22 protein-coding genes are annotated in these 25,342 nt (G+C 56.0%); 9 read left to right on the top strand and 13 right to left on the bottom strand.

Features of this window, described 5'->3' with window-relative positions; genetic code table 11:
• Positions 1–8 precede the first annotated feature (8 nt).
• The 3 genes from NAT21_RS00350 to gbdR all read right to left on the bottom strand — a co-directional run bounded on the left by NAT21_RS00350 (position 9) and on the right by gbdR (position 2,895).
• Positions 9–557, bottom strand: a complete 549-nt coding sequence (locus NAT21_RS00350; protein WP_284732635.1) for a DUF5943 domain-containing protein — start codon at positions 555–557, stop codon at positions 9–11.
• Between the two features lie 44 nt (positions 558–601).
• Entirely contained in the window at positions 602–1,579 is a 978-nt protein-coding gene (locus NAT21_RS00345; protein ID WP_250934756.1) for a dipeptidase, read from the bottom strand.
• Positions 1,580–1,764: 185 nt separating this feature from the next.
• Positions 1,765–2,895: a choline metabolism transcriptional regulator GbdR gene (gene gbdR, locus NAT21_RS00340; RefSeq protein ID WP_250934755.1), complete on the bottom strand. Its 1,131-nt coding sequence runs from the start codon at positions 2,893–2,895 to the stop codon at positions 1,765–1,767.
• 264 nt (positions 2,896–3,159) lie between these two features.
• Between gbdR and gmhB the strand changes: the two genes are divergently transcribed.
• Complete coding sequence (gene gmhB / locus NAT21_RS00335; protein WP_250934754.1) at positions 3,160–3,726, top strand: D-glycero-beta-D-manno-heptose 1,7-bisphosphate 7-phosphatase; 567 nt, start codon at positions 3,160–3,162, stop codon at positions 3,724–3,726.
• Between the two features lie 68 nt (positions 3,727–3,794).
• Here gmhB and argC read toward each other — a convergent pair whose 3' ends face one another.
• The 5 genes from argC to dnaA form a co-directional block, all read right to left on the bottom strand.
• Positions 3,795–4,751 carry an N-acetyl-gamma-glutamyl-phosphate reductase gene (gene argC, locus NAT21_RS00330; RefSeq protein WP_250934752.1) on the bottom strand — a complete coding sequence of 319 codons (957 nt, stop codon included), beginning with the start codon at positions 4,749–4,751 and terminating at the stop codon, positions 3,795–3,797.
• Between the two features lie 144 nt (positions 4,752–4,895).
• On the bottom strand, positions 4,896–7,313 hold the full coding sequence (gyrB, locus tag NAT21_RS00325; RefSeq protein ID WP_250934750.1) for a DNA topoisomerase (ATP-hydrolyzing) subunit B: 2,418 nt from the start codon (positions 7,311–7,313) through the stop codon (positions 4,896–4,898).
• An 18-nt stretch (positions 7,314–7,331) separates the two neighbouring features.
• On the bottom strand, positions 7,332–8,417 hold the full coding sequence (recF, locus tag NAT21_RS00320; RefSeq protein WP_250934748.1) for a DNA replication/repair protein RecF: 1,086 nt from the start codon (positions 8,415–8,417) through the stop codon (positions 7,332–7,334).
• A gap of 56 nt (positions 8,418–8,473) precedes the next feature.
• Positions 8,474–9,577: a DNA polymerase III subunit beta gene (gene dnaN, locus NAT21_RS00315; RefSeq protein ID WP_250934746.1), complete on the bottom strand. Its 1,104-nt coding sequence runs from the start codon at positions 9,575–9,577 to the stop codon at positions 8,474–8,476.
• A 70-nt stretch (positions 9,578–9,647) separates the two neighbouring features.
• Positions 9,648–11,147, bottom strand: coding sequence for a chromosomal replication initiator protein DnaA (gene dnaA, locus NAT21_RS00310; RefSeq protein WP_250934744.1), 1,500 nt, complete (start codon positions 11,145–11,147; stop codon positions 9,648–9,650).
• Positions 11,148–11,544: 397 nt separating this feature from the next.
• On the opposite strand from dnaA, the gene rpmH reads away from it, so the two are divergent.
• The 4 genes from rpmH (at position 11,545) to pgm (ending at position 15,729) form a co-directional block, all read left to right on the top strand.
• Positions 11,545–11,679: a 50S ribosomal protein L34 gene (rpmH, locus tag NAT21_RS00305; protein ID WP_086623304.1), complete on the top strand. Its 135-nt coding sequence runs from the start codon at positions 11,545–11,547 to the stop codon at positions 11,677–11,679.
• Positions 11,680–11,716: 37 nt separating this feature from the next.
• Positions 11,717–12,073: a ribonuclease P protein component gene (gene rnpA, locus NAT21_RS00300; protein ID WP_322974105.1), complete on the top strand. Its 357-nt coding sequence runs from the start codon at positions 11,717–11,719 to the stop codon at positions 12,071–12,073.
• A gap of 125 nt (positions 12,074–12,198) precedes the next feature.
• Positions 12,199–13,899, top strand: a complete 1,701-nt coding sequence (yidC, locus tag NAT21_RS00295; RefSeq protein WP_250934740.1) for a membrane protein insertase YidC — start codon at positions 12,199–12,201, stop codon at positions 13,897–13,899.
• A gap of 165 nt (positions 13,900–14,064) precedes the next feature.
• Complete coding sequence (gene pgm / locus NAT21_RS00290) at positions 14,065–15,729, top strand: phosphoglucomutase (alpha-D-glucose-1,6-bisphosphate-dependent) (RefSeq protein ID WP_250934738.1); 1,665 nt, start codon at positions 14,065–14,067, stop codon at positions 15,727–15,729.
• A 57-nt stretch (positions 15,730–15,786) separates the two neighbouring features.
• Here the strand turns inward: pgm and NAT21_RS00285 are convergent, their stop codons facing one another.
• Positions 15,787–16,425 (bottom strand): flavin reductase family protein, encoded by a 639-nt coding sequence (locus tag NAT21_RS00285; RefSeq protein WP_250934736.1) that lies wholly within the window; start codon positions 16,423–16,425, stop codon positions 15,787–15,789.
• 170 nt (positions 16,426–16,595) lie between these two features.
• Here NAT21_RS00285 and mnmE point away from each other — a divergent pair, with 170 nt between their 5' ends.
• The 4 genes from mnmE (at position 16,596) to NAT21_RS00265 (ending at position 21,794) form a co-directional block, all read left to right on the top strand.
• Entirely contained in the window at positions 16,596–17,957 is a 1,362-nt protein-coding gene (mnmE, locus tag NAT21_RS00280; RefSeq protein WP_250934734.1) for a tRNA uridine-5-carboxymethylaminomethyl(34) synthesis GTPase MnmE, read from the top strand.
• 292 nt (positions 17,958–18,249) lie between these two features.
• Positions 18,250–19,557, top strand: a complete 1,308-nt coding sequence (locus tag NAT21_RS00275) for a paraquat-inducible protein A (protein WP_250934732.1) — start codon at positions 18,250–18,252, stop codon at positions 19,555–19,557.
• The gene (gene pqiB, locus NAT21_RS00270; RefSeq protein ID WP_250934730.1) at positions 19,526–21,172 is read left to right on the top strand and encodes an intermembrane transport protein PqiB; all 1,647 of its coding nucleotides are present in this window, start codon (positions 19,526–19,528) and stop codon (positions 21,170–21,172) included. The genes NAT21_RS00275 and pqiB overlap by 32 nt, the downstream gene beginning before the upstream one ends.
• Before the next feature lies 1 nt (position 21,173).
• Positions 21,174–21,794, top strand: coding sequence for a PqiC family protein (locus NAT21_RS00265; RefSeq protein WP_250934727.1), 621 nt, complete (start codon positions 21,174–21,176; stop codon positions 21,792–21,794).
• Positions 21,795–21,804: 10 nt separating this feature from the next.
• On the opposite strand, the gene rlmJ is transcribed toward NAT21_RS00265, so the two are convergent.
• From rlmJ to rdgB, 4 genes are all read right to left on the bottom strand, one after another.
• Positions 21,805–22,596 (bottom strand): 23S rRNA (adenine(2030)-N(6))-methyltransferase RlmJ, encoded by a 792-nt coding sequence (gene rlmJ / locus NAT21_RS00260; protein WP_350355170.1) that lies wholly within the window; start codon positions 22,594–22,596, stop codon positions 21,805–21,807.
• Between the two features lie 107 nt (positions 22,597–22,703).
• Positions 22,704–23,366, bottom strand: a complete 663-nt coding sequence (locus tag NAT21_RS00255; protein ID WP_250934723.1) for a YiaD family glycine zipper/OmpA-like lipoprotein — start codon at positions 23,364–23,366, stop codon at positions 22,704–22,706.
• Positions 23,367–23,394: 28 nt separating this feature from the next.
• A complete protein-coding gene (hemW, locus tag NAT21_RS00250) occupies positions 23,395–24,561 on the bottom strand; it encodes a radical SAM family heme chaperone HemW (RefSeq protein ID WP_250934721.1) in 1,167 nt (388 codons plus the stop codon).
• Positions 24,558–25,151, bottom strand: coding sequence for an RdgB/HAM1 family non-canonical purine NTP pyrophosphatase (gene rdgB, locus NAT21_RS00245; protein ID WP_250934719.1), 594 nt, complete (start codon positions 25,149–25,151; stop codon positions 24,558–24,560). Before rdgB ends, hemW begins: the two co-directional genes overlap by 4 nt.
• Positions 25,152–25,342 lie beyond the last annotated feature (191 nt).

Below are 25,342 nucleotides of genomic sequence, written 5' to 3'. Positions count from 1 at the left end.
CTCTCTCCTCAGCTAGTCGGCGCAACCTTGAACCGGCCAACATCACACCCGGATTCGGCGCCGCTCTGGACCTGCTCGGCCTGGGTACGCAGACTGCTTCCACCAGCTGCAAGAATCTGATCCATGGCACCGGCAAACCAGCCAGTGAACATGTATTCGATCTTCCGATCGACCTTGCCCATCTGATAAACGAAGGCACTGTGCTCAAGGCGTACGCTCGCGGTACCATTCTCGAGATCAATCTCTTCGGTAATGAACAATCCCCAGCCACGCTGAGACAAACGCTTCATATAGTGCTCGAAGACGTCCACGCCCTGAAGGCCGTGAATTTCAGCCTCCTTTTCACACCAGTGCCAGGCACTCTTGTAACCGGCGTGATAGAGAATTTCGGCATATTTCTCGGCACCGAGCGCTTCTTCCACGGCCACATGGTTATTGATGAAGAAATGGCGCGGTACATACAGCATCGGCAGTGCATCGGTGGTCCAGATGCCTGTTTCGCTGTCGACTTCGATCGGCAGTTGGGGAGCAGTAGTCGTCACGGTGTCTAACCTCATGTTCTTGTCGTTGTTTCAGATGAATCCAGTACTCTGGTGGCGTATCAGGCGCCCCAGACGTCACGCAGTACGCGCACCCAGTTTTCGCCCATGATCTTGCGGACCTGTCGCTCGCTCATGCCGCGACGGAGAAGCGCTTCAGTCAGGTTCGGGAACTCGCCAACGGTACGGATACCCTTGGGATTGATGATTTCCCCAAAGCTGGTCAGGCGACGTGCATAGCCCTTGTCATGCGTAAGCCACTCGAAGAACTGCTGATCGTGGCCCTGTGTGAAATCGGTGCCGATACCGATCGCGTCTTCGCCCACGATATTCATGATGTACTCGATGGCTTCAACGTAATCGTCCACGGTGGCGTTAACACCGGCACGCAGGAAAGGAGTGAACATGGTGACGCCAACAAAGCCGCCGTTATCGGCGATGAATTTCAGTTCCTCGTCGGACTTGTTGCGCGGGTGTTCCTTCAGGCCGGATGGCAGACAGTGTGAGTAGCAGACCGGTTGCTTGGACTCGAGAATGACTTCCCTGCTGGTGTTGGCACCGACGTGAGACAGATCACACATCATGCCGACCCGGTTCATTTCCGCCACGATTTCGCGACCGAACCCTGACAGACCGCCATCACGCTCGTAACAGCCGGTACCGACCATATTCTGGGTGTTGTAGCACATCTGAACGATGCCCACGCCAAGCTTCTTGAAGATCTCGACATAACCGATCTGGTCTTCAAACGCCTGTGCGTTCTGGAAGCCGAAGATGATGCCTGTCTTGCCTTCTTCCTTGGCTTTGGTAATGTCCGCCGTGGTATGCACCGGACGAACAAGGTCACTGCACTCATCCATCAACGCCTGAGTGCGGACAATATTATCGACGGTGGCCTTGAACCCCTCCCACACTGACACAGTGCAGTTTGCCGCAGTAAGACCGCCTTTACGCATGTCTTCCAGCAGCGCGCGCTCCCATTTAGCGATAATCAGGCCATCGATGATGATAGCGTCGTCGTGCAGTTCGGACGGGGTCATGGTGTTCTCCACTAATCAGGTTATGCGGCCAGCATATCCCCGCCCCCCTGCCCCACGACGCCTGTATGCGACGAAGATCATTCCAAAAGCGTCAACATTGTCGCGCTCAGGCATAATGGACCCGCTGACAAAAAAGGCCCGGTGATCACCGGGCCTTTTTTGTCAGCGGGGAATAATACTTCCTGCTAATGAGGTACACGAATACTGGCGTAGGTCGGTTCGCCAAGGGCATTTGAAAGCGCCAGCTGGGCACTTGAAAACCGCGTTTCCGTCAGGGAAAGCACCGGTGGCGCCTGGCTAATGGCCAATGTCTGTTCCTGCTGCTTGCGAGACAGTACGCCCAGGCGTTCATCACGGGGGGGGACACCAAAGAACTCCCGGTAGCACTTGGAAAAATGGGGCGTGGAAACAAACCCGCAGGCCGAGGCGACATCAATGATCGACAGGGATGTCTGCTTGAGCAGCTGTCTGGCACGCGTCAGGCGAAGCTTCAGATAATATCGGGAAGGCGAGCATTGAAGGTATTTCTGAAACAGGCGCTCAAGCTGACGACGTGATACATCAACATAGCGCGCCAGCTCACACAGGCTGATCGGCTCTTCAAGATTGGATTCCATCAATGCCACGGTATCAAGCAACTTGGGCTGGGTCGTTCCAAGGACGTGCTTGAGGGGAACACGCTGGTGATCCTGCTCGTTACGCATTCGCTCATAAATAAACATTTCCGATATGCCAGCCGCCAGTTCACGCCCATGATCGTGAGCAATGACGTTGAGCATCATGTCCATCGGCGCCGTGCCACCTGATGCGGTGAACCGATTCCGGTCAATACAGAATAACCGTGTCGTCAGCGCAATACCGGGAAAGGCTTCCTGCATGGAGGCCATGCACTCCCAGTGCGTGCTGCTTTCATATCCATCAAGCAGACCGGCTCGAGCCAGCGCCCAGCTGCCGGTACAAACAGCCCCCATGCGGGAAAGACGTCGCGCCTGCTGCTGAAGCCATACCACATGGCTTCGCGTAACGTAGCGACCAGGAGCAACGCCACCGCAAACCACTACATCATCCAGCGACGGCACCGTACTGAAGGATTCATCGGGCGTGACCATCAAGCCGTCACTGGCACGGAGGGGCTGACCATCGGCGCTGATGGTATACCAGCGATACAATTCCTCGCCTGCCAGTTGATTGGCCATACGCAAGGGCTCAATCGCAGAAGCCAGTGAAATCAGGGTGAAATTTTCAAGAAGCAGGAATCCCATACATCGTGGGTGGGGAGACGGGTCTGCGCCCTGATACAACGTACTGTTTGTCATGAAATATCTCCTCAACCATTTTTCTATTTATTGCTTGTTATCGGATATTCTGGCCCGGAAGTGCGTGTCCGGTGGAGTGTGCAAGGCAGGTGTGCGTTACAACATCAGGTCAGGGTAAATAATCACACCTTTAAGTCGCTCTGTTATATCAATTATCTCCATCGTTGATACGATGGCGGATAGCCCCTTCTTATAACCACTGCATCCAAAGCTATGTGTCATGGCTTTTTTTGGATCTGTCCCGCATCAGGAAGCCTGTCCGCCATGCATTCGTTGATTATTCTGGACCGTGATGGCGTCATTAATGAAGACTCCCCACATTACATCAAATCGGTAGATGAGTGGATACCGATACCTGGTGCTATCGAGGCTATCGCAGCACTCTATAATGCAGGGTATACAATTGCTGTCGCGACCAACCAGTCAGGTATCGCTCGGCAGCTTTTTGATGAAGCAACCCTGGCGGCGATGCACAGCAAAATGTGCTCACTGGTAGAGAAGGCAGGCGGTCATATTTCGCATATTGCCTGGTGCCCCCACGGCCCGAAAGACAACTGCCACTGCAGAAAGCCGTCCCCTGGCCTGCTGGAAAGCATACGCGACACACTTGGCTATCAGGACCTGAAAAGCAGCTGGATGGTTGGTGACAGCCTGCGCGATCTTCAGGCAGGCGACAGGGTTGGGTGTCGTCTGGCGCTGGTCAGGACCGGGAAGGGTGAAAAAACAAGTCATGAGCTTGCCGCCCTGTCACATCCAGATAGCGTAATCGTGAGCGAATCACTGGCAGAATTTGCTGCTCGTCTTCTTGACTGTCATGCAGACACACCGTAAAGAAAGATGCCCCTGAGGGGCATCTTTTTCCATGTTTCATGTGAAACATTATTTAATTGGCTGATCACTTAACGCTCGATATCAAGACCTCGTGATTCGTCGACTCCCAGTCGGATATTCATGCACTGGACCGCCGCTCCAGCCGCGCCCTTGCCCAGGTTATCCAGGCGGGCCATCAGGGTCATGCGCTGGCTGTTACCAAACACGAACAGGTCGACCCGATTGGTATCATTGCATCCCTGAACATCAAAAAATCCCTGATCAAGATTGGAAGCATCGTCGTCTGCATTCATCACTCGAACGAACTGTTCTCCGTCGTAGTGAGCCTTGTAGGCATTGACGATATCCAGCGTAGTGGTGCCGCCTTTCAGCTGCGCCGCATGCAACGGGATACTGACCGTCAGTCCCTTCAGAAAAGAGCCTACGACTGGCACGAAGACTGGGGCATGACCCAGTCGCGCATGAAGTGACATTTCCGGAAGATGCTTGTGCTCAAGCCCAAGCGCATAGCTCCGCGGGCTATCAAGGCGAGAATTATCTGCGGCCTCGTACTGGGCAATCATCTGCTTGCCACCACCACTGTACCCGGTCAGTGACGTCGCACTTAACAGACTGTCTTCAGGGAGAAGGCCGGCATCAACCAAAGGGCGTGTCAGAAGAATGAACGCCGTTGCATGACATCCCGGGTTGGCAATGCGATGACTGGCACGAATCGCTTCGCGTTGCCCGCTGGCAAGTTCGGGCAGTCCATAAGCCCATGATGGATCGGTACGAAATGCCGTACTGGCATCGATGACAGTGGTATCAGGATTTTCAAGCATTGCCACGGCTTCGCGTGATGCATCGTCGGGCAGGCAGAGAAATGTAATATCGGAGGCGTTGATCAGTCGCGCCCGCTCACTGGCGTCCCTGCGCTTTTCTTCATCAATGCGCAGCAGCTCGATGTCATCGCGTACAGCGAGATAATCCATCAAACGAAGTCCGGCTGTACCTGACTGACCATCTACATATACCTTCGGTGCCATGCAATTCTCCCTATCTGATTATCTCGATGACTTTGATCATCATAACGTAGATTCAGGCAGGCCTCCGAGTCCGAATATGCATAAAAAAAGCCGGCGCAATGCGCCGGCCAGAATGTTTCACGTGAAACATTGATTCATCAGAACCTATACGTCCAGATTGGCGATCAGAGCGTTGCTTTCAATGAAGTCACGACGCGGCTCGACCTCATCACCCATCAGGGTATTGAACATCAAGTCTGCCGCAACAGCATCTTCAATGGTAACGCGCAGCATGCGACGCGACTGCGGATCCATTGTGGTTTCCCACAGCTGCTCGGGGTTCATTTCGCCCAGCCCCTTGTAACGCTGCACACTGAACCCGCGGAGCGCTTCCTTCATCAGCCAGTCAAGTACGTCGCTAAACGTGGTAACTGACTGCTTCCGCTCGCCGCGGGCAATGAAGGCGCCCTCTTCAAGCAGACTGTCCAGTTCCTCACCCAGCTTCGTCATGGTGGCATAGTCAGCAGACCGGAAGAAGCCGGCACCCAGCGGGTAGTCCGTGGACACGCCATGAGCCGACAGGGCAACACTTGGAAGGTAGACTGACTGCTCTTCATCATAGCGCAGTTCAAAATGGTAGCTGGGCCCGCCTTCATAGGCGACGACCGTATCCATTTTGGCCTGAATCAGCGTCAGCCAGTGCTGCATTGCAGCCTGATCAGACAGCATTTCTCCGGAAACTGCCGGCACTTCGATCAGCTTGCGCAGTACTTCGATGGGGTAGACGCGGCTCAGCCGGTCAATGCGAGCCATGGCCGCACGATACTGGTTAACCAGGGTTTCAAGCCCCTGCCCGCCAAAACCGGGGGCATCAGCGTTGACATGCAACAACGCACCATCCAGTGCTGTCGTGGTCAGGTAATCCTGAAGCGCCTGCTCGTCCTTCAAATACATTTCCTGCTTGCCACGCTTGATCTTGTACAGCGGCGGCTGAGCAATGAAGATGTGCCCCCGCTCGATCAGTTCGGGCATCTGGCGGAAGAAGAAGGTCAAAAGCAGCGTACGAATGTGCGACCCGTCAACATCGGCGTCGGTCATGATAATGACCGAGTGATAACGCAGCTTGTCCGGGTTGAACTCTTCTCTACCGATCCCGCAGCCCAGCGCGGTGATCAGGGTACCGACTTCCGCTGAAGACAGCATCTTGTCGAAGCGAGCCTTTTCAACGTTCAGTATCTTGCCCTTGAGCGGCAGGATGGCCTGAGTACGGCGGTCCCTGCCCTGCTTGGCACTTCCCCCGGCACTATCACCCTCCACCAGATAAAGCTCCGATCGGGTGGGATCCTTTTCCTGGCAGTCCGCCAGCTTTCCAGGCAGACCGGCGATATCGAGCGCACCCTTTCGCCGCGTCATGTCTCGCGCCTTGCGCGCAGCCTCACGCGCCCGAGCAGCATCGAGCATCTTGCTGACGATGGCCTTTGCTTCGCTGGGCCGCTCGATCAGGTATTCGCTGAACTGACGGCTCATCTCCTGCTCTACAGCCGTCTTGACCTCGGAGGAGACAAGCTTGTCCTTGGTCTGAGAGGAGAACTTGGGATCCGGCACCTTGACGGAAATAATCGCTGTCAGGCCTTCTCGTGCATCGTCACCGGAGGTAGCCACCTTGGACTTCTTCTGAATATCCTCGGATTCGATATAACTGTTCAGGGTTCGTGTCAGCGCTCCCCTGAAACCGGCCAGGTGGGTACCGCCATCACGCTGGGGAATATTATTGGTGTAGCAGAAAATGTTTTCACTGAAACCTTCATTCCACTGCATCGCCACTTCAACCGCTATACCATCTTCCCGCTCCATATTGAAATGAAATACGGGGTTGAGCGCTGTACGGTTCTGGTTGAGGTGGTTGACGAAGGCATGTAATCCGCCCTCGTAATGGAACAGTTCCTCACGACCATCCCGTTCGTCCTGCAGGCGAATGGCTACACCGGAGTTCAGGAAGGACAGTTCACGCAGGCGCTTGGCCAGAATGTCGTATTGAAACTGAATATTGGCAAACGTTTCCGAAGATGGGCGGAAAGTCACCATGGTACCGGACCGGTCGGTCTTGCCAACCACCTTGAGCGGCGTCTGGGGCACACCATGCACATATTCCTGCTCGTGCACCTCATTGTTGCGCCAGATGGTCATGGTCAGTTTTTCTGACAACGCATTGACGACGGACACGCCGACCCCGTGCAGACCGCCCGACACCTTATAGGAGTTGTCATCAAACTTGCCCCCTGCGTGGAGCACCGTCATGATGACTTCGGCAGCAGATACACCTTCTTCCTTGTGTATATCCGTCGGTATACCACGGCCATCATCTGAAACAGACACCGATTCATCCGGGTGAATCGTCACCAGAATTTCGCTGCAGTGCCCGGCCAGTGCCTCATCGATCGAGTTATCCACGATCTCGAAGACCATGTGATGTAACCCGGTGCCATCGTCGGTATCACCGATATACATCCCGGGACGTTTACGAACAGCATCAAGTCCCTTTAGAACCTTGATACTGGTTGAATCGTAAGCATGTTCGCTCATTGCCCGCTCCATATGGAATCACGCCGCCGTTAATCGTCCGTCCGAGACGTGAAAGTGGGCCACATCAGCGGGCACACTCCACACGTCATCCAGCAGATGTCGATCAATGCCGGTAAGAAAAGTCTGACATTTCATGTGTTCAAGAAGACCGCAGAATGCCTGTCGGTGCTCCTCGTCAAGTTCAGCTGCCAGGTCATCAATCAAATAGATGCATTGACGCCCCGTCGCCTGTTCGAGCCACCACCCCTGGGCCAGCTTCATGGCACTGACTACAAGCTTCTGCTGCCCGCGCGACAGAACCTGTGCCGCCGGGCGTGTACCCACCCTGAGCCGTAGATCAGCACGCTGGGGGCCTTGCTGGGTGAAGCCCATTTGCCGATCTGTTGTGGCGCTTTGCTCAAGCACCTCAATCAGCGAACGTGCCTTGTCCCATCCACGGTAGTAACGCAGCTGCAGATCCGGCAGGCTGATCAATCTGCTCAGCAACTGCTCGAACACCGGCAGAAAGGACTGAATATAGTCACGTCGCAGCACATCAAGCTGCTCTGCATACCGCGCCAGCTCTACGTTCCAGGCGTCAAGTGTCTGACCGTCCATTCTATCATGTCTGAGCAGCGCATTCCGATGTTTCAGTGCCCGGCGGGCAGCACGCCACAGATCGAAGAATTCATGTTTCACGTGAAACACGCCCCAATCGAGGAATTCACGACGGGCTGCCGGAGCACCATCAATCAGTCTGAAGGCGTCCGGATTGATCAGTTGCAAGGGAAGTTTTTCAGCCAGTACCGCAACACGGTCTACCCGCTGACGATCCATTTTGAGCTCGACGCCCTCCCCCTGCCGCAGTCGGCGAACTCCCAGGGGTACAGGCACTTCACCTGCGAGGCGGCCAAATACCGTCAGGGCAGCTTCGTCATGCATGATCGCCTGCTTGAGTTGATGCGTTCGAAAGGAACGAGCCAGGCCCAGAATATGAATACCTTCAAGCAGACTGGTCTTACCGCTGCCATTGGCTCCGGTAATAAGATTGATATGGGCCGAGGGTGTCATGTCTACCGAGGCGAGGTTACGAAGCCCGGTACAGCGAAATTGATCAAGTGGCATAGGCAGGCATCAACCAGAAACGGGGCCCTTGGGCCCCGTTATCAAGGAATGGCAGATTAAAGGCGCATCGGCATGACAACATACAGCGCGTCACTGCCACCCTGAGCTTCCAGCAGAGCACTGCTGTTGGGGTCGGACAGGGTCATCTGGACCTGCTCACACCCGAGAACATTCAGAACATCCACCAGGTAACCAACGTTGAAGCCGATTTCAAGTGCGCTGCCCTGATACTCTACCGACACATTTTCCTCGGCCTCTTCCTGATCGGGATTATTGGCGGTGACCCGCAGGTTACCTTCATCCAGATTCAGGCGAACACCACGATACTTCTCATTGGAAAGAATCGCGGTGCGCGAAAGGACCTGACGAAGCTCTGCTCGATCCGCGCAGAACTGCTTGTCTCCTCCCTTGGGGACAACACGCTCGTAGTCCGGAAACTTGCCGTCAACCAGTTTGGACGTAAACGTGTAATTACCGGTGTGCGCTCGCAGGTGATTGTTCCCCAGCGTCAGCGTCAGCGGCTCGTCGCTGTCATCCAGCAGGCGTGCCAGTTCCAGTACACCCTTGCGCGGCAGAATCATCTTGAACGGCTTGTCCAGCGTGAACTCGGCATCACGGGCACATACGGCAAGGCGATGTCCGTCGGTGGCCACTGCACGTACCAACTGATCACGCAGATCAATGAGCATACCGTTGAGGTAATAGCGAACATCCTGCTGCGCCATGGCAAAGGATGTTGCATCAATCAAATGCTTGAGCGTCCCGCGGGTCAGCGTAATTTCGGCTTCGCCCTGGCCTTCATCAATGTTGGGAAATTCCGCGACTGGAAGTGTCGACAATGTGAAGCGTGAACGACCGGCACGCAGTATGGCCCGACCTTCTTCAACAGCGATGGTGATATCAGACCCCTCTGCAAGGGATTTACAAATATCCATCAGCTTGCGCGCCGGCACTGTTGCCGAACCGGCAACATCTACCGTAGCCGGCACGGTACGTCCTACCAGTTCAACTTCAAGATCAGTACCGGTCAGGGACACGGAATCATCTTTTACATCGATCAATACGTTCGACAGCACCGGCAGGGTCTGACGACGCTCGACGACACCTGCCACAAGCGTCAGTGGACGCAAAAGGGCTTCACGGGAGATGGAAAATTTCATGACACGTCACTCTCGCATCGAATAATGGGGTAAAAAAGGGAGTGTGGCGACAACGTCGCCTCGTCGCCCATCAGCTGGTCAACAACCGCAGAAGATTCTTGTAGTCTTCGCGAATGTCGGCGTTTTCTTCCTTCAGTTCGGCCACCTTCCGGCAGGCATGCAGTACCGTGGTGTGGTCGCGACCGCCAAAGGCGTCGCCAATCTCCGGCAGACTGTGATTGGTCAGTTCCTTGGCAAGCGCCATGGCCACCTGGCGAGGGCGGGCTACCGAACGGGTGCGGCGCTTGGAATGCAGGTCAGCCACCTTGATCTTGTAATACTCGGCTACCGTACGCTGAATATTATCCACACCCACCTGCTTGTCCTGCAGTGCCAGCAGATCCTTCAATGACTCTCGGATGAAGTCCTGATCGATTGGCCGGCCCATGAAGTGGGAATCAGCGATGACCTTTTTGAGGGCGCCTTCAAGCTCACGCACGTTGGAACGAATTTTCTGGGCAATGAAAAAGGCAGCATCATGAGGAAGATCGACCTTGGCCTGATCGGCCTTCTTCATCAGAATAGCCACACGGGTTTCCAGCTCCGGAGGCTCGATGGCAACCGTCAACCCCCAGCCAAAGCGCGATTTCAGACGTTCTTCAACACCGATGATCTCTTTAGGATAACGATCCGAGGTCAGAATCATCTGCTGCCCACCTTCAAGAAGCGCATTGAAGGTATAAAAGAACTCTTCCTGTGAGCGCTCCTTTCCGGCAAAAAACTGAATGTCATCAATCAGAAGCGCATCGACACTGCGATAAAAGCGCTTGAAGTCATTGATGGCATTAAGCTGCAGCGCCTTGACCATGTCTGCTACAAAGCGTTCGGAATGTAGATAGACAACACGTGCATTATCCCGAAGACCGGCAAGGTGATTGCCAACCGCATGCATGAGGTGGGTTTTACCCAGCCCCACTCCCCCGTAAAGGAACAGCGGGTTGTAGGCGCCACCCGGATTTTCGGCAACCTGACGAGAGGCGGCTCGGGCAAGCTGATTCGACTTGCCCTCAACAAACGTCTCGAAGGTAAAATTGGGGTTCAGACCACTGTGGTGATTCAGGCTGCCTTCAACCTGAACATGACGCTCGCTGCCAAAGGCACGGGGAACGGCCGGTGCAGACTGGGAGCCACGTGCGTGCGGCTCGGCAAAGGAGCGTTCCTGTCGGCTGGGCATGCTCATCCGCCCGGCAGAAGGCATCTTGGGCGGTGGCGCTGCCTCGGGCTGCTCCGGCACCGCCGGCTCGGCAGCCACCGGGTCAGCCACAGGATTTGATACACTGCGACGGCTACCAATACCCAGCGTCACCTTTGGCGGCCTGCCCGGCGATAGCTCACGCATTATTTCGTTGATGCGTTTCAGGTATTTGTCCCTGACCCAGTCCCGGACAAAGCGGTTGGGCGCCAGAAGGGACACTTCATTGGAAGCGTCGACGGCATCGGCCTGCAGGGGGCGTATCCAGGTATTGAATTGCTGGGAGCTCAATTCATCCTGCAGATAGTCAAGGCATTTCTGCCATAGCGCGATAGACACATGACCTCACGGGGATTGACCTGAGCAAAGCCGGCATTGTAGCGATTACCGCAAGGGTTATCCACATCATATCAGTCGACAAAACCGCATGTGGATAAGTTATTGAGCCCCAACCAACTGATATAACCACAGAATTTGACCCATAACTTCAGTAGCGAGAGAAGTTATCATTGAAGTACCCACAAAATTATCCACACCCTGTTTTGCACTTTCGTACAGGTCAAAACCCCGTACTGGCGCGCCCTGTTGCGTGCCAATGCAAGTCGTGTGCTCAATAAAAATTGCACCCAGGGCCCGAATTCACTAGAATCCCCGCTCTTGACCGGAGCGTGTCCGCAAGGAACCTCCACGATTTTCCGAACTGTTTTTCACCCCAACTACCTCCTGGGAATCAGCTATGAAACGCACATTCCAGCCCAGCGTGCTCAAGCGCAAGCGTAATCACGGTTTCCGCGCTCGTATGGCAACCAAAAACGGCCGTCAGGTCATCTCTCGTCGTCGTGCGAAAGGTCGCAAGCGTCTGAGCGCGTAATCGTTTCCTGATGGCAACGTATGGCTATACACGCTCCTTGCGACTCTTGAGTAGCCGGGAGTTTCAGCATGTCTTTGACAACGCGTGTTTCAAGGTGCACGGCAAGGGGCTACTGGCTCTGGCCTGTGCCAACGACCTGGACCATGTCCGGGCGGGCATGGTGTTTGGCAAGAAATCCATGCGACGCGCCGTCGATCGGAATCGATTAAAACGTCTGACACGCGAATCCATTCGCCTTCGTCAGCATTGGCTACCCGCCGTGGATATCGTAGTGATTTCCAAACGTGGTGTGGCAGACCTGGACAGCGAGACCCTGCAGCGCCAGCTTGACGGCATGTGGCGGCGGCTTGAACAGGACGTCAAACGGAAAAACCGCAAGGTCTCTCCCGCTTGATCATGCGAGTACGAAGGTCATGGCCTACAGACGTCAGATGCTCCGCCCGACCAGCATGTCACAGTGACTGGCTCGGGCGCTTCTTCGTCTGGACCCGACATACACCCTAACCGGGCTTAACACGCATGGACCTGAAACGACTCCTTTTCGTGATACCTCTTGCCGTGGTGACCTATCTGATGGTCATTCAGTGGAATCAGGACTATCACCAGCCGCAAGATAACGCCCCGAATACTCCGGCACTGGCAAGCCAGGGCAGCGATGCGAATCAGGCACAGGGCCTGGATGCTCCCGAGCACACCAGCGAACTGTCCGGCAGTGGCCACAATGCCTTGTCAGCCGATGGCAAGCCTTCAAGCGCCAATGGCGAAAGCCGGCTCATCAGCGTCGATACGGACGTATTGAATCTTCGTATCGATCCGCGAGGAGGCGATATTGTCTTTGCTTCCCTGCCGAAACATACCCAGCGTCTGGGCTCTGATCGTCCCTTTATCCTTCTGGCCGATGGCAAGACACTCGACTATGTCGCCAAGTCCGGTCTTGAGCTGAACAATCACAAGGGTCGCCTGACCTATACGCCGGAAAAGACCGACTACCGGATGAGCGATGATCAGAAGACACTTACCGTCGATCTGAAAACGTCGCTTAAAGGTCTGGATATTACCAAGCGCTTTATCCTCGATCGTGACAGCTATGCCATCAAGGTCGAATATCTGGTCAATAACAATGGCCAGCAGCCGGTATCGGCACGCTTCATAGGTCAGTTGGCACGCGATAACAGCGATGACCCCACCAGCGGTGCAGGCGTGGGTGTTCATTCCTATCTGGGCGCTGCATTCTCGACGTCTGAAGAGCCTTACCAGAAGGTCAGCTTTGAAGACATTCAGGATGGCGCGTTCAAGAATGTTGAAAGCCGCGCCGGCTGGCTGGCGATGATTCAGCACTATTTCGTGGCGGCCTGGGTACCTGACGCCAACGAGCAGAACCTGTATTACGCCACCGTTGACGGCCAGAAACGCAACGTGGCTGCCTTTGCAAGCCCGTCTCAAAGTGTCGCACCCGGCCAGCAGGCCACACTGGATGCCACGCTTTACGTCGGGCCCAAGATTCATGAACGTCTGGAAGCGCTGGCGCCCAAGCTTGACCGCACCATCGATTTCGGCTGGCTGTGGTTTATCGCTACTCCGCTGTTTCTGATCCTGAAGTTCATTCACGGCATCATCGGCAACTGGGGCTGGTCCATCATTCTGCTGACCTGTTTCGTCAAGGCCGTTCTCTTCCCGCTGTCTGCCAAGGCTTACAAGTCCATGGCAAAAATGCGCAAGATGCAGCCCGAGATGCAACGCATCAAGGAACTGCACGGCGATGATCGCCAGAAGATGTCGCAGGAAATGATGAAGTTCTATCAGAAGGAGAAGATCAACCCGCTGGGCGGCTGTCTCCCGATGGTCATTCAGATGCCGGTCTTCATCGCCCTGTACTGGATGCTGATGGAATCCATCGAGCTGCGCCATGCGCCGTTCATGCTCTGGATTCATGACCTGTCCGCACAGGATCCATACTTCATCCTGCCGATTCTGATGGGCCTGTCGATGTTCCTGCAGCAGCAGCTGAACCCGACACCGCCGGACCCGACTCAGGCGAAGATCATGAAGATGCTGCCGATCATCTTCACCTTCTTCTTCCTGTGGTTCCCGGCAGGCCTGGTCCTTTACTGGATCACCAACAACTGCCTGTCAATCGCGCAGCAGTACTTTGTCACCAGGCAGGTTGAACGTGGCGACAAGGATGACAGCGACAAGGGAAGTAAACCCGTCAAGAGCTAATGCCTTCCCTGCCTCGAACGCCTCCGCATCTGCGGGGGCGTTTTTCATGGTACCGGGGTCAGACGCGTCATTGAGGCTACCAGGCATAATATCCTGCCCGCCCTCCTGCTAGACTGCAGGTCAGTATTGGCAACGTTAACAACGTCTTCATCAAAGGAACGAGAAATGAGCATCAACCCTCATGCCGGACACTCCCCAGAGGCGCAGGATCTCGCCCACCTGCCGCGTCTGGTGTCGCGCTATTACAGCGAACAGCCCGATCCCTCGGACCCTGCACAACAGGTGGCCTTTGGCACCTCAGGCCACAGAGGGTCGTCTCTGAAGACCAGCTTCAACGAGTGGCATATCCTGGCAACCACACAGGCCATCTGTGAATATCGCCACAGGGAAGGTATCAGCGGGCCGTTGTTCATTGGCATGGATACTCACGCCCTTTCCGAGCCGGCGTTTGTTTCAGCACTTGAAGTCCTGGCCGCCAACGGTGTTGAAGTACGCATTGATGCAGGGTGTGAGGAAACAGGCGGTGAGCCCGGGTATACCCCTACGCCCGCCCTGTCGCATGCCATTATCGAATACAACCAGGGCCGCGAAAGTGGCCTGGCGGATGGCATCGTCATCACCCCCTCACATAATCCGCCGGTAGATGGTGGCTTCAAATACAACCCACCCAACGGTGGCCCGGCAGATACCGACATTACCAAATGGGTCCAGGAGCGCGCCAATGCGCTGCTGACAGCCCGGCTAGAGGGCGTCAAACGGGTCAGCTACGCCGACGCACTGGCTGCAGAGACCACCCAGCGCTTTGACTTCATGGACAGCTACATCAGCGGGCTGGACCAGATCATCGACATGGATGCCATCCGCGAGTCCGGCCTGAGTTTCGGTGTCGACCCCCTGGGGGGCGCCGGAGTACATTACTGGCCACGCATTGCCAAACATTACAGCCTGCCGCTTGAAGTCATCTCGACCACGGTCGACCCGACCTTCCGCTTCATGCGGCTGGACTGGGATGGCAGAATTCGCATGGATTGCTCCTCGCCCTATGCCATGGCCGGTCTTATCGAGAACAAGGATCGGTTTGACGTGTCCTTTGCCTGTGACACCGACCATGACCGTCACGGTATCGTGTCTCGTTCTGCCGGCCTGCTGAACCCCAATCACTACCTGGCCGTTGCCATCGAGTACCTGTTTACTCATCGCCCTCAGTGGGGCGACAACATGGCCATCGGCAAGACACTGGTATCGTCATCAATGATCGACCGGGTTGCCAAGGGGCTGGGCCGTCAGGTGGTGGAAGTTCCGGTAGGTTTCAAATGGTTCGTCAATGGCCTGACTGACGGCAGTCTGGGATTTGGCGGCGAAGAATCCGCCGGGGCGTCATTTTTGACGAAGGATGGCAGCGTCTGGTCCACGGACAAGGATGGCATTATCCTGGGTCTGCTGGCCGCTGAAATCACGGCGGTGACCGGCAAGGACCCGGGCCAGCGCTATCAGGCACTGACCGAACAGCATGGCGCTCCAGTCTACGCGCGCGTGGATGCCCCCGCAGACAGGGATCAAAAGGCGCGCCTGGGCAAGCTGTCTCCCGACCAGGTGACTGCTGACAGCCTGGCAGGTCATCCGATCACACGAATCCTGACGGAAGCCCCGGGGAATGGCGCCTCCATCGGGGGATTGAAAGTGGAAACGGATGCGGGCTGGTTTGCCGCACGCCCCTCCGGCACGGAAGATGTTTACAAGATCTATGCAGAAAGCTTTGAAGGCGAAGGCCACCTGAAGCAGATTCAGGAAGAAGCCAAGGCGCTGGTTGACCAGGTATTGGCCGGCTGAGCCCTCTTCCCTCGACGGAAGGCCAGCGCATGCGCTGGCCTTTTTCATGTTACTGGATCAACGCTTCCCCGGGGCCGCTCCGGGCCGATACATGTCAAAACGTTGCTGTTCACTGACCGTGAAGTAACTTGCCGGGCCACCAGCACGCATGATGGGCTCCGCGGCGGCCGTTTGGTAAACCCCGTCATCCAGCAGGTTCTGCTGAATATGAACACCGACAACCTCACCCATTACCAGCCATGTATCCAGCGCCGTCCCGTCAGCCGATTCCAGACGGATCAACTGCGATAGCCGACATTCAAATGAAACGGGCGTTTCCCTGACCCGCGGCACGCTGACAACGCGAGAGGGCTCGGGCGTAAGCCCCGCCAGCACAAACTCATCTACCGAGGCATCGACGCTGTCACAACTGGTGTTCATGGGCTCGGCCAGGGTACGTGTGGCCAGATTCCAGCAGAACTCCCCGGTCGCCTCGATATTACGCACACTGTCCTTCCAGCCGATGCTTGAAAACCCGATCAACGGCGGCGTGTAATTGAAGGCATTGAAAAAACTGTATGGCGCCAGGTTGAGCCTCCCCTCGGCGTCATGAGATGAAATCCACCCGATGGGGCGGGGTGCCACGATGGCATTGAAGGGGTCATGCGGCAACTCATGCCCATGACGTGGTTCATAAAAATGGAAGGAACGGGACATACGGTCTCCTGACGTATCGTTGACTCTCTGCCGGCCGCTGCAGCAACCGGCAAACCATGCAGGCACTATAGCAGCGGCCCGATGACCCGGCCTTGCGAGACACCTGGAGAGCATCGACAATACATCCACTGCGGCCATACCCGCTCGCCTTTCATGACTCAGGACATTTCATGCTCGATCAGGACACCATCTGTGCACTGGCCACCCCTCCGGGGCGGGGCGGTGTAGGTATCATCCGTTTCTCCGGCCCCAGGGTTCCCTCGCTTGCCAATGCACTGCTCGGGTTCGAACCTGCCCCTCGGCATGCTCATTACGGCCCATTCATGGGCGCAACAGGGCAGGTACTGGACGAGGGGCTGGCGCTTTACTTTCCGGGGCCCAACTCCTTCACCGGCGAAGATGTCCTGGAGCTTCAGGGCCACGGCGGCCCAGTCATCATGGACTGGCTCCTGGAGCGCGCCATCGAACTGGGCGCCCGACTCGCCAGACCCGGCGAGTTCTCTGAACGCGCCTTCCTGAATGACAAGCTCGACCTTGCCCAGGCCGAAGCCATTGCCGACCTGATTGATGCCAGCTCGCGCCAGGCCGCTGAAAATGCCCTGCGTTCGCTTCAGGGTGACTTTTCCAGGCGTGTTTCGGCACTGGTACAGCAGCTGATCGAACTGCGTGTCTATGTTGAAGCCGCCATGGATTTTCCGGAAGAGGAAATCGATTTTCTGAGTGACGGCCATGTCGCCAACAGGCTTTCCGAAGTAAAGCAAGTACTCACTTCGGTAAGAAAGGCCGCAGGACAGGGCACACTGATGCGCGAAGGCATGACCGTCGTCATTGCTGGGCGACCCAACGCGGGCAAGTCCAGCCTGCTGAACCGGCTCACCGAACAGGACACTGCCATCGTGACCGACATCGCCGGCACGACGCGAGACGTCTTGCGTGAGTACATTCACCTCGACGGTATGCCGCTGCATGTTGTGGATACGGCCGGGCTTAGAGACACTCCGGATGCTGTCGAACGTATCGGCGTACAGCGGGCCTGGGAGGAGATCGAAAAGGCAGATCGAGTGTTGCTGATGGTAGATGCCGCTGAGACCGAGGCACTGGACCCAATGGTCATCTGGCCGGAATTTGTTTCCCGATTGCCGGATCCGGCGCGGCTGACACTGGTGCGCAACAAGGTAGACACAACCGGTGAAGAAGTAAGTGCTGACTTGCACTCTACGCCTCCTGTAGTGCGGATCTCCGCCCAGAATGGCGATGGCGTGGAGCACCTGAAGGCTCACCTGAAGGATGTCATGGGCTTTTCATCAACTACCGAAGGCCGGTTTTCGGCCCGTCGGCGCCACCTGGATGCGCTTGATCGAGCGGGACGAGCGCTGGACAGTGGCATTGATCAACTGCATGGCGCCTCTGCCGGTGAACTTCTGGCCGAAGACCTGCGGGCAGCTCAGGAAGCCCTGGGTGAGATTACCGGTGAATTTACTGCCGATGACCTTCTCGGAGAAATATTCGGCAACTTTTGTATCGGCAAATAAATCCTGTGCACAAAACGCACGACGCTGTCAGCAGCATGGCACTGACAAGGGAAGGACAGAAAATATAAAAGTGAGTGCCCACTATGATTGGGCTTAATGAATTATCGAGATCTGGATACCCATGACACAGGGCCGGTAACGCTGTTCGACGGCCTGTCGATCCTCGATGGACTTGCCACCGTGGTCCCCTTCTCCTACTTCAGGATTTTTTCAGCGCTCCCGGCTTCTTGCAGGATGCAAAGCCGCCCGGGTAACGCCATACTAATGGCTCAGGCCATCAACCGGATCATTTATGTCGGGTTCCTTGACGATCACTTCTCCTCAGCTTCCTCTGCGAGCATGCACAGAATGTGACCTGATCAGCGAGATCCCTCGGCTATCACCGGGAGAAGCCGCTCATTGCCCGCGCTGCAATCATGTCATGGCCCAACGCCATAACAAGCCGGCGACTCACGTGGTGGCGTATGCTTTAGCGGCTCTAGTGGCACTGGGTATTTCACTGCCCTTTACGTTCATCTCCTTCGAAGCCAATGGCGTACTGCGTCAGATGGGGTTGACCGAAGCCGCCACTACCCTGCTGGCAGAACATTATGAGCTGCTGTCGCTTCTGATCTGGTCGACCATCATTGTATTGCCCGGCCTTTATCTGCTCATCAGCATTTATCTGCACCTCGGTCCTCTATGGGGCTATACCCCACTGGCAAGGCGCTGGCTGGGGCGGCTTTTGAAGCGAATGCAACCGTGGATGATGGCCGACGTGTTTCTGATTGGCGTACTGGTGAGCATGGTCAAGGTACTGGCACTGGCAAGCATCGGCTTTGGCACGTCATTCTGGGCCTACGTCGCCTTTGTGGTATTAATGCTCAAGACCTCCAACGTAATGGATCATGACTGGCTTTGGACCTTTATCGCCGGACCTGATCGCCCGATACGTCATGCCATTGCCGGTCAAACCGGAGCATCCCAGGGCATGACCGGCTGCACGGTATGCCACGCTATCAATGACCTTGGTACCGGGAAAAAGCCCCGTTGTCGTCGCTGTGATGAGCGCCTGCACATGCGGAGGCCTCACAGTATTCAGGCCACCATGGCCTTGCTGCTGACCGCCGTACTGCTTTATATACCAGCCATGTTGTTGCCCATCATGACTGTTTCAACGCTGGGAGATCGCTCCCCACAGACCGTGATTGCCGGTGTGCTTCATTTGATCGGCAGTGGTGACTGGCCTATCGCCCTGATCATTTTTGTCGCCAGTGTCGTGATTCCCATCGCCAAGATCATGGCGCTGACCTGGTTATGCTGGAAGGTATATCGCCCAAGACCCTGGCGCCCACATGTACGTCACCGGTTGTACTTCATGACCGAGGTCATCGGCCGATGGTCCATGATCGATGTATTTGTCGTTGCTCTTCTGGTCGCACTGGTGCAGCTCGGTGCGATCATGGAAGTGTATCCCGGAGCAGGCGTTATCGCGTTTGCCAGTGTTGTCGTGATTACCATGATGGCAGCCATGCGTTTCGATCCCCGCCTGCTGTGGGACGAATTGAGTTATCAACAGGACCCATCCCATGAGCAAGTCTCCTCCTCAGGCGAAGCGTAAACGCCAAAAGTCCCTGTCACCGGTGTGGCTGGTGCCGCTGCTTGCCGTACTGATCGGTGGCTGGATGATTTACCACACCTTTTCATCCAGGGGGCCCGAAATCACGTTGATCATGGATAATGCAGAAGGCATTGAAGCTGACAAGACCCTGATCAAGGCCCGCAATGTCGAGGTAGGACGCGTCAATTCGGTGGCGCTTTCCGACGACACGACGCATGCCGTAGTAAAAGCCCGAATGCACAACAATACCGATGAGCTGCTGAACAAGGGAACACGCTTCTGGGTCGTCAAGCCCCGGGTAGGCCGTGAAGGCATCAGCGGTCTGAACACCGTGCTGTCAGGACCATATATTCAGCTACAGCCCGGCAGCTCTGAAGAGGAAAAAAGATCGTTCGAGATGCTCGACAAGCCTCCGGTCGCACCTCCGGATGCAGCAGGTCTACGCATCAACCTGACCAGCAATAATGCCAACGCCCTGAGCGTGGGCGACCCGGTCGTATTTCAGGGGTATACCGTCGGCCGGGTTGAAGCGTCCAATTTCGATGCTTCCGACCGTCTGATGCACTATCGCCTGTTCATCTTTGATTCCTATCAGACACTGGTGACCACCAATACGCGATTCTGGTCGGCCTCGGGCGTGCGGTTCGATCTGAGTACCGAGGGATTCAGCCTGAATCTTGCTTCCATCGAGTCACTTGTCAGTGGTGGAGTGACCTTTGGCGTTCCCGAGGATATTGCGCCCGGTCAGGCCGTTGGCCCCTCCGAGAGCACCTTCGAGCTTTACAGTGATGAGGAAGCAGCGCTGCAGGGAAGCTTTAGCCATTACCTTAAATATGTGGTGCTGATAGATGATACGGTGCGTGGCCTGCACAAGGGCGCGCCTGTCGAATACCGCGGTGTTCGGGTCGGTACGGTGGATACCGTGCCCTATCGAATATCCCAGGTAGAAAAACAGTCGCTGACCAACTTCAAGATTCCGGTACTTGTACGTATCGAGCCTCAGCGACTTCAAAGCCAGATAGATGAAGAAAGCATCGAGCAATGGCATGCGCGAATCAACCGTCTGATCCATCGCGGCCTGAGAGCCTCACTCAAGGCCGGTAACCTGTTCACGGGTGCGCTGTTCGTTGATCTGAATTTCACCGACGAAGCCGGCCCCAAGGGCCCATTGCCCAAATTTGCAGGCGTGGACGTTATTCCAAGCCAGCCGGGCAGCTTTGCACAGATCGAACAGAAGGTATCGGCACTGCTCGACAAGCTGAACGGTCTCAATATCGAGCCGGCCCTGAACCATCTGGACAAGACGCTGGTCAGTTCGGACAAGCTGCTTACCTCGCTGAATGCCACGACACAGGAACTGAATACCCTGCTGAAGGACCCGGCGACAAAGGCTCTGCCTGACGGCATGCAGAAAACACTGGATTCCATCCAGGGAACACTGGACAGCTACAGTGAAGATACGCCGGCCTATGGCGAGCTGACCGATACGCTGAAATCGCTGCAGGAACTACTGAACAACCTTCAGCCAGTGGCCCGTACGCTCAGCGAAAAACCCAATGCCCTGCTGTTTAACCGCGAGGCAATCATGGACCCACAACCCAAGGCGGCCCCCTGACATGGTTTCAGTATTTCGCAGCATTGTCGGTACCAGCACACTGGCGGCCAGCCTGTTACTGGCAGGTTGTGCCGGCAGCAGCAGTACACAGTTTCATCGCTACACCCTTCCTGATGAAAGCCTCTCAGCCAATGTGAGCACTTCCTCACAGGAGCAGCTGCAGCCGGTTGCGGTACCGCTGGTGAGACTTGCCGATTATCTGTCGGGAGATGGCATCGTCATGCAGACCAGCGATATCGAAGTGCAGCAGGCTCAGGGGCACCTGTGGGCAGGCAATCTGGCACGCCAGTTGACTCGCCAGCTGCGCCGACAGCTTGCGTCGGGTCTGGGATCAGCAAAGGTGCTGGATCGCCCTTCAGGCGGCAGCGATACCCTGTCTGTACAGCTGGATCAGTTTCAGGGGCGCCATGATGGCCAGGCAGTTGTCGGCGGCAGCTATGAATTGCGTGATGGCGGCGACAACATCATTCTCAAGCAGGACTTTCATGTTACCAAGCCGCTGCAAAATGATGGTTACCCCGCCCTGGTACGTGCACTGGCTGCCGGATGGCAGCAGGTCGCAGGCCAAATGACGCAAGCCATTGTCGCGCATTCACGCCCCATGGCCTCCCCTGCTCCGTAAGACTCATCCATCATTCAGGGCACCACCAGCTGCTGGTGTGCCCTGCCTGTTCTCCCCAGCAGCCAGCGACTTCTGCCAGAGCATCATCGAGCTGTTCAGGCACCTGCCAGGGCGGATTAACGATCAATAGCCCGGAGCCATACATGCCGCGCTGAGCTCCAGGATCACGACGCACCAGCTCACTGCGCCACACCTTTCTGACTCCCAGAGCACTTATCTGATCAAGCAGTTCCTGGTGACGCGCCGCAGGCAACAGCGGATACCAGATCAGCACGATGGCATGGCGCGCCATCTGCTGAATACGGCTGACCGTCTCGGCAACGTCACTGTATTCCTGCTTGAGTTCGAAGGACGGATCAATGATCACCATGGTGCGAGGCGTTGATGACGGCAACCTGGCCACCACCCCAGCCAGACCATCTGTTTGACGACACTGAGCACGAGCAAGAAAAGTCTGATGCTCAAGATGGGTAAACTCACCGGGATGAAGCTCGAATAACTCCAGCCTGTCCTGAGCTCGCAACCTGTCTGCCAGCCACCAGGGAGAGCCGGGATAGAACATCAGCTTTTGAGGATTGTCCTGTTGTTGCCCCAGCCGCAACAACCATTCAGACAGCAACGGATGATGCGGCGTCATGCGCATCAGCGGCGCCACGCCGTCTTCGTATTCAAGGCCTCGTGCCATCTCGGGAGCTGTCACGGAGTACGCGCCTCGACCGGCATGCGTATCTATATACGTAATACCTGAATCCTTACGTAATAAGTGGTCAATGACCCCATGAAGGGCCAGATGTTTATGCACATCGGCAATGTTGCCGGCGTGATAGGCATGCTGATAGGAAAGCACCGGGGTCTCCTGGACAGAAAAAAGGCGCCTCGGCGGGCGCCCTGGAATACAGACTGACTGACTCAGCCCTGATTGGGTACAAGCGTTATTTCCACGCGACGATTCTGAGCACGGCCGGATTCGGTAGCATTGCTGGCCACCGGATTTTGCTCGCCCCCTCCCTGAATATTCAGGCGGTTATACGCCACACCATCCTGAGCCAGATAATTGCCCACTGCCTGGGCACGTTGCTGTGACAAACGCTGATTGTAGGATTCAGCACCAGTGGAGTCGGTATAACCAATAATGTTGATATTGGTATCGCCATATTCCTTGAGTACTTGCGAGACACCGCTCAAGGCATTGTTGATCTGAGGCGTCAACTGAGTCGAATCCGATGCAAAGGTGATGCTGCCCGGCATGTTCAGAACGATCTGATCGCCGACACGCGAGACGCTGACGCCGGTACCCTGCATTTTTTGACGCAACTGGGCTTCCTGACGGTCCATGTAGTAGCCAATGCCGCCGCCAGCTGCAGCGCCCAGAGCGGCGCCGATCAGTGCCTTGTCGGTACGGTGATGTCCGCTTTTGGTGGCGCCGGCAACAGCCCCGACGGCCGCGCCAATTCCTGCCCCCTTGGCCAGACTGGATGTCTGCTGTTCGTTGGTATACGGGTTATAGGTAGAACACCCTGCCAGCGCAATAGCGGCACTCAGCGGCAGCACCATCCACATTGTCTTTTTCATAGTCACTCCATCAAATCCTTGACGCTGCTCAGGCGATATCACATAACGCCAGAACATCATTTAGAAACAGCAATCCCTTGTCATTCACCTGAATACGGGAGCCCTCACTACTCAGTAAGCCGCGCTGTCGGGCAGGCAAAAGATGCGCTTGAAGTTGCTCCGATGACAGCCCGGTACGTTCATACCATAACGAGGATGGCACGCCTTCAACAAGGCGCAACGCGTTCATCAAGAATTCGAGCGGCAACTCTTCGGCGTCGATGGTTCGTTGCCCGGCCAGAAAACCTCTGGGGTCGACCCGCCGTCGCAGATACGCCTCAGGCTGGCGCGTTTTCCAGTAGCGTGAAACCGTCAGCTCTCCGTCATGCCCTCGATGGGTTATCTTTCCGTGCGCTCCGGCCCCGATGCCGAGGTAGTCTCCAAAAGTCCAGTAATTCAGGTTATGGCGTGATTGACGGCCGCCACGTGCATAGGCCGAGATTTCATAACGCGCATACCCGACAGACTCCAGCCACCGATGCCCGGATTCCTGAATATCCACCAGCGTATCTTCGTCTGGCAGATCAGGTGGCCGGGAATAAAAGGCCGTATTCGGCTCAAGGGTCAACTGATACCAGGACAAATGCTCCGGGCCCAGTGCCTCTGCCGTTTTCAGATCATCCATGGCAGAGGCGACCGTCTGGCCCGGCAGGCCATGCATCAAATCGATATTGATGTTGTCAAAGCCTGCTGATCGCGCATGGGCAAAGGCAGAAAGGGCCTCTTCACGACCATGAATGCGGCCCAGAATCCTCAGCGCCGTTTCATCAAGACTTTGTACCCCCAGAGATAATCGGTTGATACCTGCCTCACGGTATCCTTCAAGATAGCGACGCTCGGCTGTCCCGGGGTTGGCTTCCATCGTGATTTCCGCATGATCGTCAAAGGCAGCATTGGCGCGCAGCGCCTCGAAAAGACGAGCATAACCACGATCGGAGAACAGGCTGGGAGTTCCGCCACCGATGAAGACAGCACTGATGGCTCGGCCCTGAAGCATCGGAGCATCTGCCTTGAAATCATCGATCAAAGCATCGATATATGCCGCTTCATCCATGCCCGCGCCAGCATCTGCCTGATGTGAATTGAAATCACAGTAGGGACACTTTTTGATACACCACGGCACATGTATATAGAGTGCAATTGAAGGTAGGATCATGTTCTGGACAAAAGGCCGATCAAATCTCGCACGGCACGGCCCCGATGGCTGTTGTGATTCTTGTCTTCCTTTGACAGCTCGGCTGCCGTGCACCGATGATCAGGTAGATAAAAAAGCGGGTCATAGCCGAACCCGCCTGCTCCCCGAGGCGACGTCAGTATTTCTCCCTGCCAGTCTCGTTGAACAATCAGAGGCACCGGATCGTCGGCATGGGTCAGATACACCAGCACACACCAGTAGCGGGCCTGACGGTGACCGGAGGGCACATCTTCGAGGGCCTGCAATAGCCGGGTATTATTATCGGTATCCGTTGAATCGGGGCCTGCATAGCGTGCGGAGTAGATACCGGGCGTGCCGGATAATGCATCAACAGCCAGACCCGAGTCGTCGGCAATCGCAGGAAGACCCGTCTGTCGGGATGCGTGTCGAGCCTTGAGCAGAGCGTTTTCAACGAATGTCAGGCCGGTTTCTTCAGCGCCTGACACGCCAAATTCAGACTGAGAGCAAATCGTCAGTCCCAGCGGCAACAGCAGCTGGCTGAACTCAGCGAGCTTGCCTGCGTTGCCACTTGCCAGTACCAGTGAGGGCATGGAGTAATCACCTTGGTGGAATAGGGGGCAAGTGTAATCCGGTTGGCATCACGCCACCATGAGCCTGAAGAGCGCCATTGACGTCACAAGATGGCGCCTGGTGCCATTTGTTACTTGATTCATCCTTTAGCTAACGGCTGAATATGCCGTAATACCAGGATGAAGCACGAGGCAGACCCGACATCGAAGGC

The sequence above is a fragment of the Larsenimonas rhizosphaerae genome (assembly GCF_023700005.1).
Classification (GTDB): Bacteria; Pseudomonadota; Gammaproteobacteria; order Pseudomonadales; family Halomonadaceae; genus Larsenimonas; species Larsenimonas rhizosphaerae.
The sequence above is the reverse complement of the archived record's forward strand: the minus strand, read 5'-3'. Positions and strand labels throughout refer to the sequence as shown.

What these genes read in the sequence shown, in the direction of transcription:
- dnaN (WP_250934746.1), bottom strand. Translation starts at nt 9,577, where the DNA reads ATGAAATTTTCCATCTCCCGTGAAGCCCTTTTGCGTCCACTGACGCTT.
- yidC (WP_250934740.1), top strand. Translation starts at nt 12,199, where the DNA reads ATGGACCTGAAACGACTCCTTTTCGTGATACCTCTTGCCGTGGTGACC.
- NAT21_RS00265 (WP_250934727.1), top strand. Translation starts at nt 21,174, where the DNA reads ATGGTTTCAGTATTTCGCAGCATTGTCGGTACCAGCACACTGGCGGCC.
- rdgB (WP_250934719.1), bottom strand. Translation starts at nt 25,151, where the DNA reads ATGCCCTCACTGGTACTGGCAAGTGGCAACGCAGGCAAGCTCGCTGAG.
- rpmH (WP_086623304.1), top strand. Translation starts at nt 11,545, where the DNA reads ATGAAACGCACATTCCAGCCCAGCGTGCTCAAGCGCAAGCGTAATCAC.
- gyrB (WP_250934750.1), bottom strand. Translation starts at nt 7,313, where the DNA reads ATGAGCGAACATGCTTACGATTCAACCAGTATCAAGGTTCTAAAGGGA.
- recF (WP_250934748.1), bottom strand. Translation starts at nt 8,417, where the DNA reads ATGCCACTTGATCAATTTCGCTGTACCGGGCTTCGTAACCTCGCCTCG.
- pgm (WP_250934738.1), top strand. Translation starts at nt 14,065, where the DNA reads ATGAGCATCAACCCTCATGCCGGACACTCCCCAGAGGCGCAGGATCTC.
- NAT21_RS00285 (WP_250934736.1), bottom strand. Translation starts at nt 16,425, where the DNA reads ATGTCCCGTTCCTTCCATTTTTATGAACCACGTCATGGGCATGAGTTG.
- NAT21_RS00345 (WP_250934756.1), bottom strand. Translation starts at nt 1,579, where the DNA reads ATGACCCCGTCCGAACTGCACGACGACGCTATCATCATCGATGGCCTG.
- hemW (WP_250934721.1), bottom strand. Translation starts at nt 24,561, where the DNA reads ATGATCCTACCTTCAATTGCACTCTATATACATGTGCCGTGGTGTATC.
- gbdR (WP_250934755.1), bottom strand. Translation starts at nt 2,895, where the DNA reads ATGACAAACAGTACGTTGTATCAGGGCGCAGACCCGTCTCCCCACCCA.
- NAT21_RS00255 (WP_250934723.1), bottom strand. Translation starts at nt 23,366, where the DNA reads ATGAAAAAGACAATGTGGATGGTGCTGCCGCTGAGTGCCGCTATTGCG.
- gmhB (WP_250934754.1), top strand. Translation starts at nt 3,160, where the DNA reads ATGCATTCGTTGATTATTCTGGACCGTGATGGCGTCATTAATGAAGAC.
- NAT21_RS00275 (WP_250934732.1), top strand. Translation starts at nt 18,250, where the DNA reads ATGTCGGGTTCCTTGACGATCACTTCTCCTCAGCTTCCTCTGCGAGCA.
- NAT21_RS00350 (WP_284732635.1), bottom strand. Translation starts at nt 557, where the DNA reads ATGAGGTTAGACACCGTGACGACTACTGCTCCCCAACTGCCGATCGAA.
- argC (WP_250934752.1), bottom strand. Translation starts at nt 4,751, where the DNA reads ATGGCACCGAAGGTATATGTAGATGGTCAGTCAGGTACAGCCGGACTT.
- mnmE (WP_250934734.1), top strand. Translation starts at nt 16,596, where the DNA reads ATGCTCGATCAGGACACCATCTGTGCACTGGCCACCCCTCCGGGGCGG.
- pqiB (WP_250934730.1), top strand. Translation starts at nt 19,526, where the DNA reads ATGAGCAAGTCTCCTCCTCAGGCGAAGCGTAAACGCCAAAAGTCCCTG.